13 protein-coding genes are annotated in these 12,808 nt (G+C 73.8%); 8 read left to right on the forward strand and 5 right to left on the reverse strand.

Translation table 11 applies throughout. The annotated features are described in order from the left end of the window. The coding region (locus GFJ45_RS12320; RefSeq protein ID WP_267128864.1) for an amidase family protein at positions 1 to 785 on the reverse strand (785 nt) is incomplete at its 3' end. Beyond that, a complete protein-coding gene (locus GFJ45_RS12325; RefSeq protein WP_153397641.1) occupies positions 782 to 2,017 on the reverse strand; it encodes an amidohydrolase in 1,236 nt (411 codons plus the stop codon). The genes GFJ45_RS12325 and GFJ45_RS12320, both read right to left, overlap by 4 nt. A 100-nt stretch (positions 2,018 to 2,117) precedes the next feature. Here GFJ45_RS12325 and GFJ45_RS12330 point away from each other — a divergent pair, with 100 nt between their 5' ends. Next, a complete protein-coding gene (locus tag GFJ45_RS12330) occupies positions 2,118 to 2,801 on the forward strand; it encodes a class I SAM-dependent methyltransferase (RefSeq protein WP_228386946.1) in 684 nt (227 codons plus the stop codon). A 29-nt stretch (positions 2,802 to 2,830) separates the two neighbouring features. Here GFJ45_RS12330 and GFJ45_RS12335 read toward each other — a convergent pair whose 3' ends face one another. Continuing rightward, a complete protein-coding gene (locus GFJ45_RS12335) occupies positions 2,831 to 3,598 on the reverse strand; it encodes a hypothetical protein (protein WP_228386949.1) in 768 nt (255 codons plus the stop codon). Between the two features lie 10 nt (positions 3,599 to 3,608). After that, positions 3,609 to 4,310, reverse strand: a complete 702-nt coding sequence (locus tag GFJ45_RS12340; RefSeq protein ID WP_153397643.1) for a DUF5058 family protein — start codon at positions 4,308 to 4,310, stop codon at positions 3,609 to 3,611. A gap of 223 nt (positions 4,311 to 4,533) precedes the next feature. Here GFJ45_RS12340 and GFJ45_RS12345 point away from each other — a divergent pair, with 223 nt between their 5' ends. From GFJ45_RS12345 to pucL, 4 genes are all read left to right on the forward strand, one after another. Beyond that, a complete protein-coding gene (locus GFJ45_RS12345) occupies positions 4,534 to 6,084 on the forward strand; it encodes a nucleobase:cation symporter-2 family protein (protein WP_153397645.1) in 1,551 nt (516 codons plus the stop codon). After that, positions 6,081 to 6,668 (forward strand): 2-oxo-4-hydroxy-4-carboxy-5-ureidoimidazoline decarboxylase, encoded by a 588-nt coding sequence (gene uraD, locus GFJ45_RS12350; RefSeq protein ID WP_153397647.1) that lies wholly within the window; start codon positions 6,081 to 6,083, stop codon positions 6,666 to 6,668. The genes GFJ45_RS12345 and uraD overlap by 4 nt, the downstream gene beginning before the upstream one ends. Further along, complete coding sequence (gene uraH / locus GFJ45_RS12355; protein WP_153397649.1) at positions 6,665 to 7,006, forward strand: hydroxyisourate hydrolase; 342 nt, start codon at positions 6,665 to 6,667, stop codon at positions 7,004 to 7,006. The genes uraD and uraH overlap by 4 nt, the downstream gene beginning before the upstream one ends. Before the next feature lie 69 nt (positions 7,007 to 7,075). After that, a complete protein-coding gene (gene pucL, locus GFJ45_RS12360; protein WP_153397651.1) occupies positions 7,076 to 8,065 on the forward strand; it encodes a factor-independent urate hydroxylase in 990 nt (329 codons plus the stop codon). 2 nt (positions 8,066 to 8,067) lie between these two features. On the opposite strand, the gene GFJ45_RS12365 is transcribed toward pucL, so the two are convergent. Further along, a complete protein-coding gene (locus tag GFJ45_RS12365; protein ID WP_153397653.1) occupies positions 8,068 to 8,835 on the reverse strand; it encodes an IclR family transcriptional regulator in 768 nt (255 codons plus the stop codon). Positions 8,836 to 8,951: 116 nt separating this feature from the next. On the opposite strand from GFJ45_RS12365, the gene GFJ45_RS12370 reads away from it, so the two are divergent. The 3 genes from GFJ45_RS12370 to GFJ45_RS12380 all read left to right on the forward strand — a co-directional run bounded on the left by GFJ45_RS12370 (position 8,952) and on the right by GFJ45_RS12380 (position 12,728). Then, the gene (locus GFJ45_RS12370) at positions 8,952 to 10,427 is read left to right on the forward strand and encodes an NAD-dependent malic enzyme (RefSeq protein ID WP_153397655.1); all 1,476 of its coding nucleotides are present in this window, start codon (positions 8,952 to 8,954) and stop codon (positions 10,425 to 10,427) included. Continuing rightward, positions 10,424 to 11,695 (forward strand): DUF6986 family protein, encoded by a 1,272-nt coding sequence (locus tag GFJ45_RS12375; RefSeq protein ID WP_153397657.1) that lies wholly within the window; start codon positions 10,424 to 10,426, stop codon positions 11,693 to 11,695. Before GFJ45_RS12370 ends, GFJ45_RS12375 begins: the two co-directional genes overlap by 4 nt. Positions 11,696 to 11,930: 235 nt before the next feature. Continuing rightward, the gene (locus GFJ45_RS12380) at positions 11,931 to 12,728 is read left to right on the forward strand and encodes a hydroxypyruvate isomerase family protein (RefSeq protein ID WP_228386950.1); all 798 of its coding nucleotides are present in this window, start codon (positions 11,931 to 11,933) and stop codon (positions 12,726 to 12,728) included. The last annotated feature ends 80 nt before the right edge of the window (positions 12,729 to 12,808 follow it).

A 12,808-nucleotide genomic window follows, 5' to 3' on the forward strand; every position in this document is an offset into this window, starting at 1 on the left:
TCGGTGGGCTCCATGCCCTCCCGCTTGCAGGCCAGCGGCACCCGCGGGTCCGGCCCCGCCAGCACCGACATCGCCAGCGCGATGTCGTGCACGGTGCGGGCCATCGGCCCGGTCCGGGACAACCACGCCCACGCGTTGCGGGTCGGGGCCACCGGCAGCACGCCGGCCGAGGGCCGGAATCCCACCACGTTGCAGAACGCCGCCGGGTTGCGCAGCGAGCCGCCCATGTCGCCGCCGTCGGCCAGCGGCTGGATGCGGGTGGCCAGCGCCACTGCCGCGCCCCCGCTGGAGCCGCCGGCGCTCCGGGCGGTGTCGTAGGGGTTGGCGGTGGTCCCGAACACCTCGTTGAAGGTGTGCGACCCGGCCGCGAACTCGGGCACGTTGTTCTTGCCCGTGGTCACCACGCCCGCCTGCTGCAGCCGCTCCACGACCAGGTCGCTCTCTCGCGGCACCAGGCCGGCGTGCACCGGGGAGCCGAAGGTGGTGCGGATCCCGGCGGTCAGGTGGGTGTCCTTGTGCGTCATGGGGACCCCGTGCAGCGGCGGCAGCTCGCCCGGCGGGACGGTCGCGGCGAGCTCGTCGGCCTGCTCGGCGGCCGCCATCGCCTGCTCGGGCACCAGCGTCACGACGGCGTTGACGGTGTCGTTGACCTGCTCGATGCGGTCCAGGTGGGCCTGCAGCACCTCGCGGGCGGAGACCTCCCGGTGCCGCAGCGCCCGGGACAGCGCCACGGTGCTCAGCGACAGCAGTTCCGCGGCGCCGCCGCCACGGCCGGGGCCGGTCATCGCTGGCTCCCCACGCGGGACATCACCGCGGTCCAGGCCGCGGTGACGCCGGTCGACAGCGTCGGCTCGAGGACCGGGGCGAAGTGGGGGGAGTGGTTGGAGGGGACCGGCTCGTCGCCGTCGACCACCTCGGGCGGCAGCCCGCCGAAGAACCAGTACACGGCCGGCACGCCGATGGCCGAGGCCAGCGTCCCGAAGTCCTCGCTGCCCATGACGGGGGCGGCGGCCTTCACCGCGTCCTCGCCCAGCACCTCGCGGAAGGTGGTCACCAGCGCGCCGGTGGCCGCCTCGTCGTTGTCGGTGAGCGGGAACCGGTAGGTCTCCTCGACCAGCGGCTCGGGAGCCCCGGACGCCTGGGCCTCGGCGGTGATGATGCGCCGGATCGCCTCGAGCACCTTCTCGCGGACCTCGGTGTCCAGGCTGCGCACGTTGACCGTGAAGACCGCCTCGGCAGGGATGATGTTCTCCTTCAGCCCGGCGTGGAAGCTCGCGACCGTCACCACGGCCGCCTGCTGCGGGGGCACCTCGCGGGCGGTCACCGTCTGCAGCCGCACCACCATGTGGGCCGCGAGCACGACCGGGTCGATCGTCGTGTGCGGCTGCGAGCCGTGCCCGCCGCGCCCGCGCACGGTGACCTTCCAGGAGTCGGCCATCGCCATGGCGGGGCCGGTCGCGACCTCCAGGGTGCCGGCCGTGCCGGGCCACACGTGCTGGCCGTAGACGACCTCCGGGTGCGGCGCCGAGTCCCACAGCCCGTCCGCGACCATCGCGGCCGCCCCCTCGGCGGTCTCCTCGCCGGGCTGGAACAGCCACACCACCGTCCCGGACCAGGACCCGGTGTCGCGCGCCAGCAGCGTCGCGGCGCCGATCGCGCTGGCGATGTGGGTGTCGTGGCCGCAGGCGTGCATCACCGGCACCGCGCTGTCGGCGCCGTCCCGCAGCGTGCCGGTGGCGGTGGAGGCGTAGTCCAGCCCGGTCTCCTCAGCGACCGGCAGCCCGTCGGTGTCGGCGCGGAAGGCCACGACCGGGCCGTCACCGTTGCGCTGCACGGCGACCACACCGGTGCCGCCGCAGCGGAACGTCTCGGCCCCCAGCGCCGTCATCCGCTCGGCGATCAGGTCGGCGGTGGCATGCTCCTGCATGCTCAGCTCGGGGTGGCGGTGCAGGTGCCGGTAGAGGTCGTGCAGGTCGGCCTGCAGGTCCTCACCGATCGTCGGGCGGGAGAGCGGCATAGTCTCCTCCTGTCGCGGGGTGCGTCCCGGGCGGGGCGCCAGGACCAGTGTGTCGTGCCGGGGTCGGACGGCATCGCCGCCCCCGGGTCCGGGTGGGAGCATGGCGGCCGTGACAGCGGCGACCAGCGGCAGCCGGGGCCGCGCCGACCCGGAGGCGGTGCGGCGCGCGTACGACACCGTCGCCGCCGACTACGCCCGGCTGCTGCCGGACACCCGCGCCGAGCAGCCGGCCGAGCTGGCGCTGCTGGAGGCCTTCGCCGACGCCGCCGGCCCCGGCGCGGTCATCCTCGACGCGGGGTGCGGGGCCGGCCGGATGAGCCGCTACCTGGCCGACCGGGGTCACCAGGTGGAGGGCGTCGACCTGTCCCCGGCCATGGTGGAGCAGGCACGGCGGCACCACCCGGACCTGGCCTTCCGGGTGGGCTCGCTGGACCGGCTGCCCTACCCCGACGGTCGGTTCACCGGCGTGCTGCTGTGGTACTCGGTCATCCACACCCCGCCGGCCGACCTCCCGACCCTCATGGCCGAGGCGGTCCGGGTGCTGGCGCCGGGCGGGCAGCTGCTGGTCGGCTTCCAGGCCGGCACGGGCACCCGGGACGTGTCTGCCTCCTACCGACGGCTGGGCCACGAGGTCGTGCTCGAGCGCCACCTGCACGAGGTGGCGGACGTCGCGGCCGGCCTCGCCGCCGCCGACGCGCGCGAGGTCGCCCGCCTGGTCCGCCCCGGCGTCGGGCACGAGGGGGAGGACCAGGCGTTCCTGCACGCCACCCGGGCCAGGCCGTAGCGGCCCGGGCCCCGGTTGGGGGGACCGGCTCACGCGGCGTGGGCGCGGCGGTCGCGCAGCGCCCAGGCCAGCGCCATCGTGGCGAAGACGACGATGGCGGTGGCGAACCCGGCGAACAGGTCACCCATGCGCGGGACCAGCAGCAGCTGGACGACGGCGGCGACGGCCAGCGCGATCACCACCACGCGCACCTGCTTGACGTAGGCGGCGAGCTGGACCACGACCGCCCCGATGATCGCCGGGAAGATGTACAGCTGGGCGACCTCGACGACCGACTCGGGCAGCTGGGCGACCAGCCAGGTGCCGCCGATCCCGACGAAGAGCACCAGCGAGACGATGTGCACCACGGCGGCGCCGCAGATGGCCATCACCGCGGCCAGCTCGGCCCGCCTGGTCCCCGGACGCGCCTCGATGGCGGCCTGCGCCACGATCGCCGAGGGCAGCAGCTTGTTGGCGATGTTGCCGATCATGAACGCCTGGTACATCGCCGCCGGGCCCAGCACCGGGTAGTAGGTGACCGGCTCGACCACCCAGAACATGCCGAACACGGCCGCCACCGCCAGGAACGCGGTGAGCAGCTGCCCGGCCGTGGGGCTCAGGTCGGTGAGCAGGATCAGCAGCAGCGGTGCCGACACCGAGACCAGCAGGGCGACCGCCATCGTGGCCCGGCCCCACCGGCTGGTGGTGCGGTCGTACCGGGCGTAGGCGGCCCGGGCCGCCTCGGTCTCCGTCGCGCCGGCGGCGCCGGAGCCGCGACCGGCCTGCGGGTGGGAGGTCTCGGGGGTGTGCTCGCTCATGCCGCCCTCCTCAGGCTGCCTGGTGGGCCACGTAGGCCACCACCAGTCCGACGATGATGCTGATGCCCAGCCCCCACTCCCGCAGCCACGCCGCGTGCAGCGCCCGTGCCAGCAGCAGGCAGCCGGTCATGGTCACCGCGGAGACCGCCACGGTGAGCACGTGCACGCCGCTCTTGGGCAGCTCGGCGACGCCGAGCGAGGCGAACGCGCCGACCAGCGCGGCCGACGGGACGATGGCCATCAGCGCGGGGTTGACCTGCCGCAGCCGGGTGTCACCGCGCTTGAGCGCCGGGGTGAGCAGCAGCGTCCCGACCATCCACATGCCGCCGGACATCGCCATCGCGAAGAACGCCACCGCGAACACCTCCGGTGTCCATCCCTCGCCACCGAGGCCACCGCCCACGGTGGTGGCCGCGAGCTCGGCCGACGAGGTCTCCGTGGCCGCGGAGCCGACCAGGCCGATGCGCAGCAGGACCGCCGGCGTGCCGAAGAGCGCCAGCAGCGCGACCGCCACGATGACGACCGCCAGCGAGGGGCCGATCGCGGCGACCCCTCCGGAGACGAACGAGCGGCGCAGGTCCCGGCGGGTGAACCCGAGCTCGGGACCGGCCTGGCTGGCGGCGCGCATGTAGATGGCGGACTGCACGAGGATGACGGCGAAGACGACCAGCGCGCAGATCCACAGCGGGACGAGGTTGACGTAGTCGCTCATGTGGGCCTCCGGTCAGGACGGCACGGGCGGGTCACCCGCTGGCGTGGCACGGTAGTCGCCGCTCCCGGCCGCCGTCTGCGGATGCGGGACAATCGGGGGCGAACCGTGGTGGGGTCTTGACGCTCCCTCGACCCGCTCTTACAGTCGCGTCATCACACGGAATCAGGATTCCGCACTACGGAAGTACCTGACCTCGCGACGGGGCGAGGGAGAGGAGCGTGACATGGCGCAGCAGGACCCGGTAGCAGCGGCGTCGTCGCCGCAGCGGGCGGCGGAGGCCCCGGTCGGGCAGCGCCCGGAGGACGAGCGGCTCGGGATCGGCCGCAGCCTCATGTACGGGCTGCAGCACGTGCTCACGATGTACGGGGGCGTCATCGCGGTGCCGCTCATCGTGGGCACCGCGGCCGGGCTCTCGCCGAACGAGACCGCGGTCCTGGTGGCCTCGGCGCTGTTCGTCGGCGGCGCCGCGACCATCCTGCAGAGCTGGGGCGTGCCGTTCTTCGGCTCCCAGCTGCCACTGGTGCAGGGGGTGTCCTTCGCCGGGGTCGCGACCATGCTGGCGATCCTGGCCGGCGGTGGGGGCCTGCCGGCGATCTTCGGGGCGGTGCTCGTCGCCGCCCTGGTCGGCCTGGTGCTGGCGCCGTTCTTTGCCAAGGTGATCCGGTTCTTCCCGCCGGTGGTCACCGGCACGGTCATCACCACGATCGGCCTGACGCTGATGCCGGTCGCCGCCAACTGGGCGATGGGCGGTGACCCGGAGGCGGCTGACTACGGCAGCCTGGCCAACGTCGGCCTGGCGGCGCTGACCTTCGTCGTCGTGCTCGGGCTGAGCAAGGTGGGCTCGGCGGCCATCTCCCGGCTGTCCATCCTGCTGGCCATCGTCATCGGGGCGGTGGTGGCGACCGCGGCCGGGATGACCGACTTCTCCGGCGTCGGGGAGGGCGCGCCGGTGGCGGTGCCGCAGCCGTTCGCGTTCGGGATGCCCACCTTCGAGGTCGCGGCGATCATCTCGATGACCATCGTCATCCTGGTGTGCATGACCGAGACCACGGCCGACATCCTCGCCGTGGGCGAGATCGTCCGCACCCGGGTCAGCTCGCGCCGCATCGCCGACGGGCTGCGGGCCGACATGCTCTCCAGCGCGGTCGCGCCGGTGTTCAACTCCTTCGCCCAGACCGCCTTCGCCCAGAACGTCGGGCTGGTGGCGATCACGGGCATCAAGAGCCGCTTCGTCGTCAGCGCCGGCGGCGTGGTGATGCTGGTGCTGGGTTTGCTACCGGTGCTGGGCCAGGTCGTCGCGGCGATCCCGACCCCGGTGCTCGGCGGCGCGGGCGTGGTGCTGTTCGGCACCGTGGCCGCCAGCGGCATCCGCACCCTGGCCAAGGTCGACTACGAGGGCACCATGAACCTGGTCATCGTCGCCTCGTCGCTGGCCTTCGGCATGATCCCGATCGTCTCGCCGAGCTTCTACGACAACTTCCCGGAGTGGTTCGGCATCATCTTCCACTCCGGCATCAGCTCGGCGGCCATCATGGCGGTGCTGCTCAACGTCGTCTTCAACGAGATCGCCGCCGGCAACCGGCCGCGGTCCTCGGTCTTCATCGCCCGCGGTGCCCGCTACATCTCGCCCGAGCAGCTCAGCTGCCTGCGGGAGGGTGACCGAGTGGAGGGCGGCAAGCTGGTCGACTGCCACGGCGAGGAGGTGCCGGTGGTCGACACCGACGGCAACCCGGTGACGGTCACCGCCCCCGAGGCCGAGGGTTCGCGCCGGTGACCGGCCTACCGACCGGCCTCGCCGGCTTCAACGAGGCGCCGCGGGAGGAGTCGGTGGCGCTGCTGACCCGGTGCGCGGACGTGCCGCGGTGGGCGGAGGAGGTCGCCGACGGCCGCCCCTACGCCGACCTGCCAACGCTGCTCGAGTCGGCCCGTTCTGCCGCCGACCCCTGGACCGAGCAGGAGGTCGACCGGGCGCTGGCCGGGCACCCCCGCATCGGGGAGCGGCCCACCGGTCGCGGCGGTGCCACCGCCCACTCCGCCCGCGAGCAGGCCGGGGTCGGCCGGGACGAGGAGACCACCCGCCGGCTCACCGAGGGCAACCGCGCCTACGAGGAGAGGTTCGGCCACGTGTTCCTGATCCGGGCGCGCGGGCGCACCGGGGCGGAGATCCTGGCCGAGCTGGAGCGCCGGCTGGCCAACGACCCGGCCACCGAGCGAGCCGAGGCGGCCGCGCAGCTGCGCGAGATCGCGCTGCTGCGGCTGGAGACCGAGCTGGGCGACACCGGTGACACCGGCGACACCGGCGACGCGGGAGCCGGCCGGGCGCAGCAGCCCACCACCGAGCGGACGGAGCGGCCATGACCTCGTTCATCACCACCCACGTGCTCGACGCCGTCACCGGCACGCCGGCCCGCCGGGTCGGGCTGACGCTGACGGCCGTCGGACCGGACGGCGGGGCGACCGTGCTCGCCACCGGCGAGACCGACGACGACGGGCGGGCCCGCGACCTGGGCCCCGAGCAACTGGACCCCGGCCACTACCAGCTGCGGTTCGCCACCGGCGAGTGGTTCGCCGCGCAGGGCCGGGAGGCTTTCTACCCCGTGGTGACGGTCGACTTCACCGTCACCGGCGACCAGCAGCACTACCACGTGCCGATCCTGCTCAGCCCGTACGCCTACTCGACCTACCGCGGCAGCTGAGCTGAGCCAGGAGCCGCCGCCAGCACCCGCCCGCATCGCACCGGCCCGCATCACGAAGGAGTGAGCACCATGACGCAGACCACCCAGGACCCGGCGGGCACGCCCGCCGCCGACCCGCAGCGCGGCCCCGGCGGCCGGGTCGTCCTCGGCGAGAACCAGTACGGCAAGGCGGAGGTGCGCCTGGTCCGCATCGACCGGGAGACGCCGCGGCACCGGGTCACCGACTACACCGTCACCTCCCAGCTGCGCGGCGACCTGGCCGCTGCCCACCTGGAGGGCGACAACTCCCACGTGGTGGCCACCGACACCCAGAAGAACACCGTCTTCGGCTTCGCCCGGGACGGCGTGGGCAGCCCCGAGTCGTTCGCGATGCGGCTGGCCGGGCACTTCACCAGCTCGTTCGACTGGATCACCGGCGGCCGGTGGGAGGTCAAGGCCCACACCTGGGAGCGGATCCCCTCGACGCTGACGAGCAACGTCACCGACGGCACCCACGACCACGCCTTCGTCAAGGGCGGCACCGAGACCCGCACCACCGTCGTGCAGCGCGAGGGCGAGGAGGTGTTCGTGGTCTCCGGGCTGGAGGACCTGGCGGTGCTGAAGTCGACCGGGTCGGAGTTCCACGGCTACCCCAAGGACCGCTACACCACGCTGCCGGAGACCACCGACCGGATCCTGGCGACCTCGGTGACCGCGCGGTGGCGCTACGCGACCGAGGGCGCCGGCGTCACTGGGGGGATCGACTTCGACGCCGTCTTCGCCGACGTGCGGCGCATCCTGCTGGAGTCGTTCGCCGACAAGCACTCGCTGGCGCTGCAGCAGACGCTGCACCACATGGGGGAGCAGGTGCTGCGTGCCCACCCCGAGATCGCCGAGATCCGGTTCTCGATGCCGAACCTGCACCACTTCCTGGTGGACCTGGCGCCGTTCGGGCTCGACAACCCCGGCGAGGTGTTCTACGCCGCCGACCGTCCCTACGGGCTCATCGAGGCGGAGGTGCGCCGGGAGGACGCGACCCCGGAGCCGCGGGCCTGGGCGACGGTCGCCGGCTTCTGCTGAGCTCAGCGGCTGGTGGTGACCAGCTCGCGGGCGACCGACTCGGCCACCCGGGTCAGCACCGGGTAGGCGGTCTCGATGAAGTCCGGCTGGACCCGGGCGGCGGGGCCGGAGACCGACAGCGCGCTCGGGGTCGGGGCGTCGGGAACCGGCACCGCGAAGCAGCGCACGCCGATCTCCTGCTCGCCGTCGTCCACGGCGTAGCCGCGCTCGCGGGTCCGCTCCAGCTCGGCCAGCAGCTCCTCGACGTCGGTGATCGAACGGTCGGTCGCCGGCGGCATCCCCACCCGGGCCACGATCTCGCGCACCGTCTGCTCGGGCAGCTCGGCCAGCACCTGCTTGCCGACGCCGGTGCAGTGGCAGTACACCCGGCGCCCCACCTCGGTGAACATCCGCATCGAGTGGGCCGAGGCCGCCTGGGCCACGTAGACGACCATGTCGCGGTCGATCATCGCCAGGTTGACCGTCTCACCGAGCTCCCGCGCGGCCGCCTCCAGGTGCGGGCGCGCGCCGGCCCCCAGCTGCCGCCCGGCGCTCTCGCCCAGCCGGATCAGCCGCGGGCCCAGCGTGTAGCGGCGCCCGGCACCCTGTCGCGCGTAGCCGCGGGCCACCAGCGAGCCGACCAGCCGGTGGATCGTGGGCAGCGGCAGGCCGGTCTGGCCGGCCAGCTCGCTCAGCGTCGCCGCCCCGCCGAGGTCGGTCAGGGCCTCCAGCAGGTCGACGGTGCGGTCGACGGACTGGACCCCGCTGCTACGGCGCTGGGAAGGTGGCATCGCGTGTCCTCTTCCGTATCCGGTCACGGTGGGTCATCCTGAGAACCACCGCACAACAGAATGTTCATTCCATCCGACGGAAGTCTGACACGTCGGCGCGCCGAGAGGAAGTCACCATGCCCGTCCCGTCCCCCAGCTACACCGTCACCCTGCGGGTCGAGGCCCCCGCCTCCCAGGTGGCGACCTCGCTGCTGGTCGCCGCGGTCGCCGACGCCGGCGCGGCGGTGGTGGGGGTGGACATCGCCCACTCCTCCTCCACCCGGCTGACCGTGGACATCACCTGCGACACCGTCGACGGGGCGCACATGGAACGGGTCGAGCAGGCCATCAACGCCCTCGACGACGTGACGGTCCTCAAGGTCTCCGACTCCACCTTCCTGATGCACCTGGGCGGCAAGATCGAGGTCACCACCAAGGTCCCGCTCAAGACCCGCCGCGACCTCTCCCGCGCCTACACCCCGGGCGTCGCGCGGGTGTGCCAGGCGATCGCGGCCCGCCCCGAGGACGCCCGCCGGCTGACCATCAAGCGCAACGCCGTGGCCGTGGTCACCGACGGCACCGCCGTGCTCGGCCTGGGCGACATCGGCCCGGCCGCCGCGCTGCCGGTGATGGAGGGCAAGGCGGCGCTGTTCAAGGAGTTCGCCAACGTCGACGCCTGGCCGGTGTGCCTGGACACCACCGACGTCGAGGAGATCATCGCCATCGTCAAGGCGCTCGCGCCGGTCTACGGCGGGGTGAACCTGGAGGACATCTCCGCCCCGCGCTGCTTCGAGATCGAGCAGCGGCTGCGCGAGGAGCTCGACATCCCGGTCTTCCACGACGACCAGCACGGCACCGCCATCGTGGTGCTGGCCGCGCTCATCAACGCCCTCAAGGTCGTGCGCAAGCGGCTGGAGGACGTCCGCATCGTCGTCTCCGGCGTCGGCGCCGCCGGGTCGGCGATCATCCGGCTGCTGGAGGCCCAGGGCGCCCGCCACATCATCGGCTTCGGCCGCAACGGCGCGCTGCGCCGGGAGCAGGTCGAGGAGGACCCCTACCGCCGCTGGATCGCCGAGCACACCAACGAGGAGGGCTTCGCCGGCAGCCTGCAGCAGGGCCTGGCCGGCGCCGACGTCTTCATCGGCGTCTCCGCCGGCGACATCCTCACCGGTGACGACATCGCCCAGATGGCCGACGACGCGGTCGTGTTCGCCCTCGCCAACCCCACCCCCGAGGTGGACCCGGTCGAGGCCGGGCGCACCGCCGCGGTCGTGGCGACCGGGCGCAGCGACTACCCGAACCAGATCAACAACGTGCTGGCCTTCCCGGGCCTGTTCCGCGGGCTGCTGGACGCCGGCGCCCGCGACATCACCGAGGAGATGATGCGGGTGGCCGCGGTGGCGATCGCCGAGGTGGTGGGGGAGGACGAGCTCAACGCCGCCTTCATCATCCCCGGGGTCTTCGACCACCGGGTCGCCGAGTCGGTGACCGCCGCGGTGCGCCGGGAGGCGGTCAAGGAGCTGCAGGCACGCGGGCACGACCACGCCGACGTCAGCGAGGACCACCTCGCCGTGGCGCCCCCGGAGACCCGGGCCGCGGGCGAGCGCCGGTGACCCCCGCCGGCAGCCTCGGCCCCGAGGTGCTGGCCCGGGTCGAGGAGCGGCTCGTCGCCGCCGACCGGGTCCTGGAGCGCGGCTACCCCGGTGACGACGGCAGCCGGCAGCCGGTGCACACCGTCTACGTGCCCGCCGACCGGTACCGCGCCGGGCTGGCCGCCGACTGGGGCGAGCAGGCCTGCGACGTGCTGGCCGGCGCCGGCGGTGCCGAGGCGCTGCTGGAGCAGGTCGGCGTGGACCCCGGTGACCGGGAGGCGGTCGCGGCCGCGGTCGAGCGCAAGCTGGCCGAGGAGCCGGTCGAGGACCTGCGGATCGACCTGGAGGACGGGTACGGCGACCACGGCGACGCCGAGGAGGACCAGGCGGTCGAGGTGGCCGTCGCCGCGCTGGCCGAGGAGCGCGCCGAGGCCGGGGCCACCGCGACCCCGTTCGTGGGGATCCGGTTCAAGTCGCTCGAGCGGCCGACGTGGGCGCGGGGGCTGCGCACCCTGGACGCCTTCGTCACCGGGCTGGCCCGCACCGGCGGGCTGCCCGAGGGGCTGGTGCTGACGCTGCCCAAGGTCACCTCGGTCGAGCAGGTGGAGGCGATGGTGCTGGTGTGCGGGCACCTGGAGGGCGCGCTGGACCTGCCGCAGGGCCGGCTGCGGTTCGAGGTGCAGGTGGAGACCCCGCAGGCGGTGCTCGGCCCGGACGGCACCGCGCTGGTGGCGCGGATGGTGCACGCCGGGAGCGGCCGGGTCAGCGGGCTGCACTACGGCACCTACGACTACTCCGCCTCGCTCGGCATCGCCGCGCAGTACCAGGCGATGGACCACCCGGCGGCCGACCACGCCAAGGCGGTCATGCAGCTGGCCGCCGCCGGCACCGGCGTGCGGCTCTCCGACGGGTCCACCAACGTGCTGCCGGTCGGGGAGCCCAGGCAGGTGCGGGAGGCGTGGGCGCTGCACGGGCGGCTGGTGCGGCGCTCGCTGGAGCGCGGCTACTACCAGGGGTGGGACCTGCACCCCGGCCAGCTGCCCAGCCGGTTCGCCGCCACCTACGCCTTCTACCGGGCCGCGTTCCCGCAGGCCGCCGACCGGCTGGCCGGCTACCTGGGCCGCGCCGGGGGAGCGGTGCTCGACGAGCCGGCCACCGCCCGCGCGATGGCGTGGTCGCTGCAGCGCGGCGTCGACTGCGGCGCCCTCACCGCCGAGGAGGTCGCCGCGCGCACCGGTGTCGACGGCCCCGCCCTGGCTCGGCTGGCCCGCACCGGCCGGCTCGGGTAGCGGCGCACCCCGCCGGTGTGCGCCGGGCGGTCGTGCCAGGCGGTCGTGCCGGGCGGGGTCGTGCCGGGCGGGGTCGCGCGCAGGGACGGCCGGGTCCGGTCACCTCTTGACGGCGCCCGCCACGGCTGGCTAGCCTTCCAACACATAGAATCTACATTTCACATCACGGAAGGACGCCGAGATGAGCGCGACAGCCGGGGTGACCGGGGGATCGGGCGGGACCGCCGAGGTGGCCGTGCCGTGGACGGTGAACTGCTCGATCTTGTTGACCGGTCTGCCGTTGCTGGAGCGGCCGGGGGCGGTCGCGGACGCCGGGTTCGGTGGGGTGGAGCTGTGGTGGCCGTTCCCGTCGGTCGTGCCCGATGCCGATGAGGTGGATGCGCTGGTGGCTGCGGTGGATGCGGCGGGGGTGGTGCTGACTGGGCTGAACTTCGCTGCCGGTGACATGCCGGGTGGTGACCGGGGGTTGTTCTCCTGGCCGGGGCGGGAGGCGGAGCTGCGGGCCAACCTGGAGGCGGTCACGGCGATCGCTGAGCGGACCGGGTGCCGTCGGTTCAATGCGTTGTACGGCAACCGCCTCGAGGGCGCCGACCCTCGGGTGCAGGATGAGCTGGCGAGTGAGAACTTGCACCGTGCGGCGCAGGCGGTCGCCCGGGTGGGTGGCACGGTGCTGGTGGAGCCGGTCTCGGGGGCCGACCGGTACCCGTTGCGGACGGCTGCGGACGCGGTGGCGGTCATCGACCGGGTGGCTGCCGAGCACGGTGACACGAACCTGGCGCTGTTGCTGGATGTGTACCACCTGGCGGTCAACGGCGATGACGTGCCGGCGGCCATCAGCGGCTACGGGGACCGCATCGGGCATGTGCAGGTGGCCGACGCGCCGGGCCGGGGCGAGCCGGGCACCGGCGAGCTGCCGATCACCGACTGGGTCCGGGACCTGCGCGCCGGTGGCTACACCGGTCCGGTGGGGCTGGAGTACACGGCACAGACCGGGGACCCGTTCGGCTGGCTGCCGGCCGACCAGCGCCGCTGACCAACTCCCGTTGACGTACGACCGTTGAGCGTGGACTGCGAGGAGGACGGTAGATGAGCACGATTGCGTTCGTTGGCTTG

The organism is Ornithinicoccus halotolerans (genome assembly GCF_009602535.1).
Taxonomy (GTDB): Bacteria; Actinomycetota; Actinomycetes; order Actinomycetales; family Dermatophilaceae; genus Ornithinicoccus; species Ornithinicoccus halotolerans.

Coding starts and splice junctions, on each gene's coding strand:
- GFJ45_RS12325 (WP_153397641.1), bottom strand. CDS start 2,017: ATGCCGCTCTCCCGCCCGACGATCGGTGAGGACCTGCAGGCCGACCTG.
- GFJ45_RS12330 (WP_228386946.1), top strand. CDS start 2,118: ATGGCGGCCGTGACAGCGGCGACCAGCGGCAGCCGGGGCCGCGCCGAC.
- GFJ45_RS12335 (WP_228386949.1), bottom strand. CDS start 3,598: ATGAGCGAGCACACCCCCGAGACCTCCCACCCGCAGGCCGGTCGCGGC.
- GFJ45_RS12340 (WP_153397643.1), bottom strand. CDS start 4,310: ATGAGCGACTACGTCAACCTCGTCCCGCTGTGGATCTGCGCGCTGGTC.
- GFJ45_RS12345 (WP_153397645.1), top strand. CDS start 4,534: ATGGCGCAGCAGGACCCGGTAGCAGCGGCGTCGTCGCCGCAGCGGGCG.
- uraH (WP_153397649.1), top strand. CDS start 6,665: ATGACCTCGTTCATCACCACCCACGTGCTCGACGCCGTCACCGGCACG.
- pucL (WP_153397651.1), top strand. CDS start 7,076: ATGACGCAGACCACCCAGGACCCGGCGGGCACGCCCGCCGCCGACCCG.
- GFJ45_RS12365 (WP_153397653.1), bottom strand. CDS start 8,835: ATGCCACCTTCCCAGCGCCGTAGCAGCGGGGTCCAGTCCGTCGACCGC.
- GFJ45_RS12370 (WP_153397655.1), top strand. CDS start 8,952: ATGCCCGTCCCGTCCCCCAGCTACACCGTCACCCTGCGGGTCGAGGCC.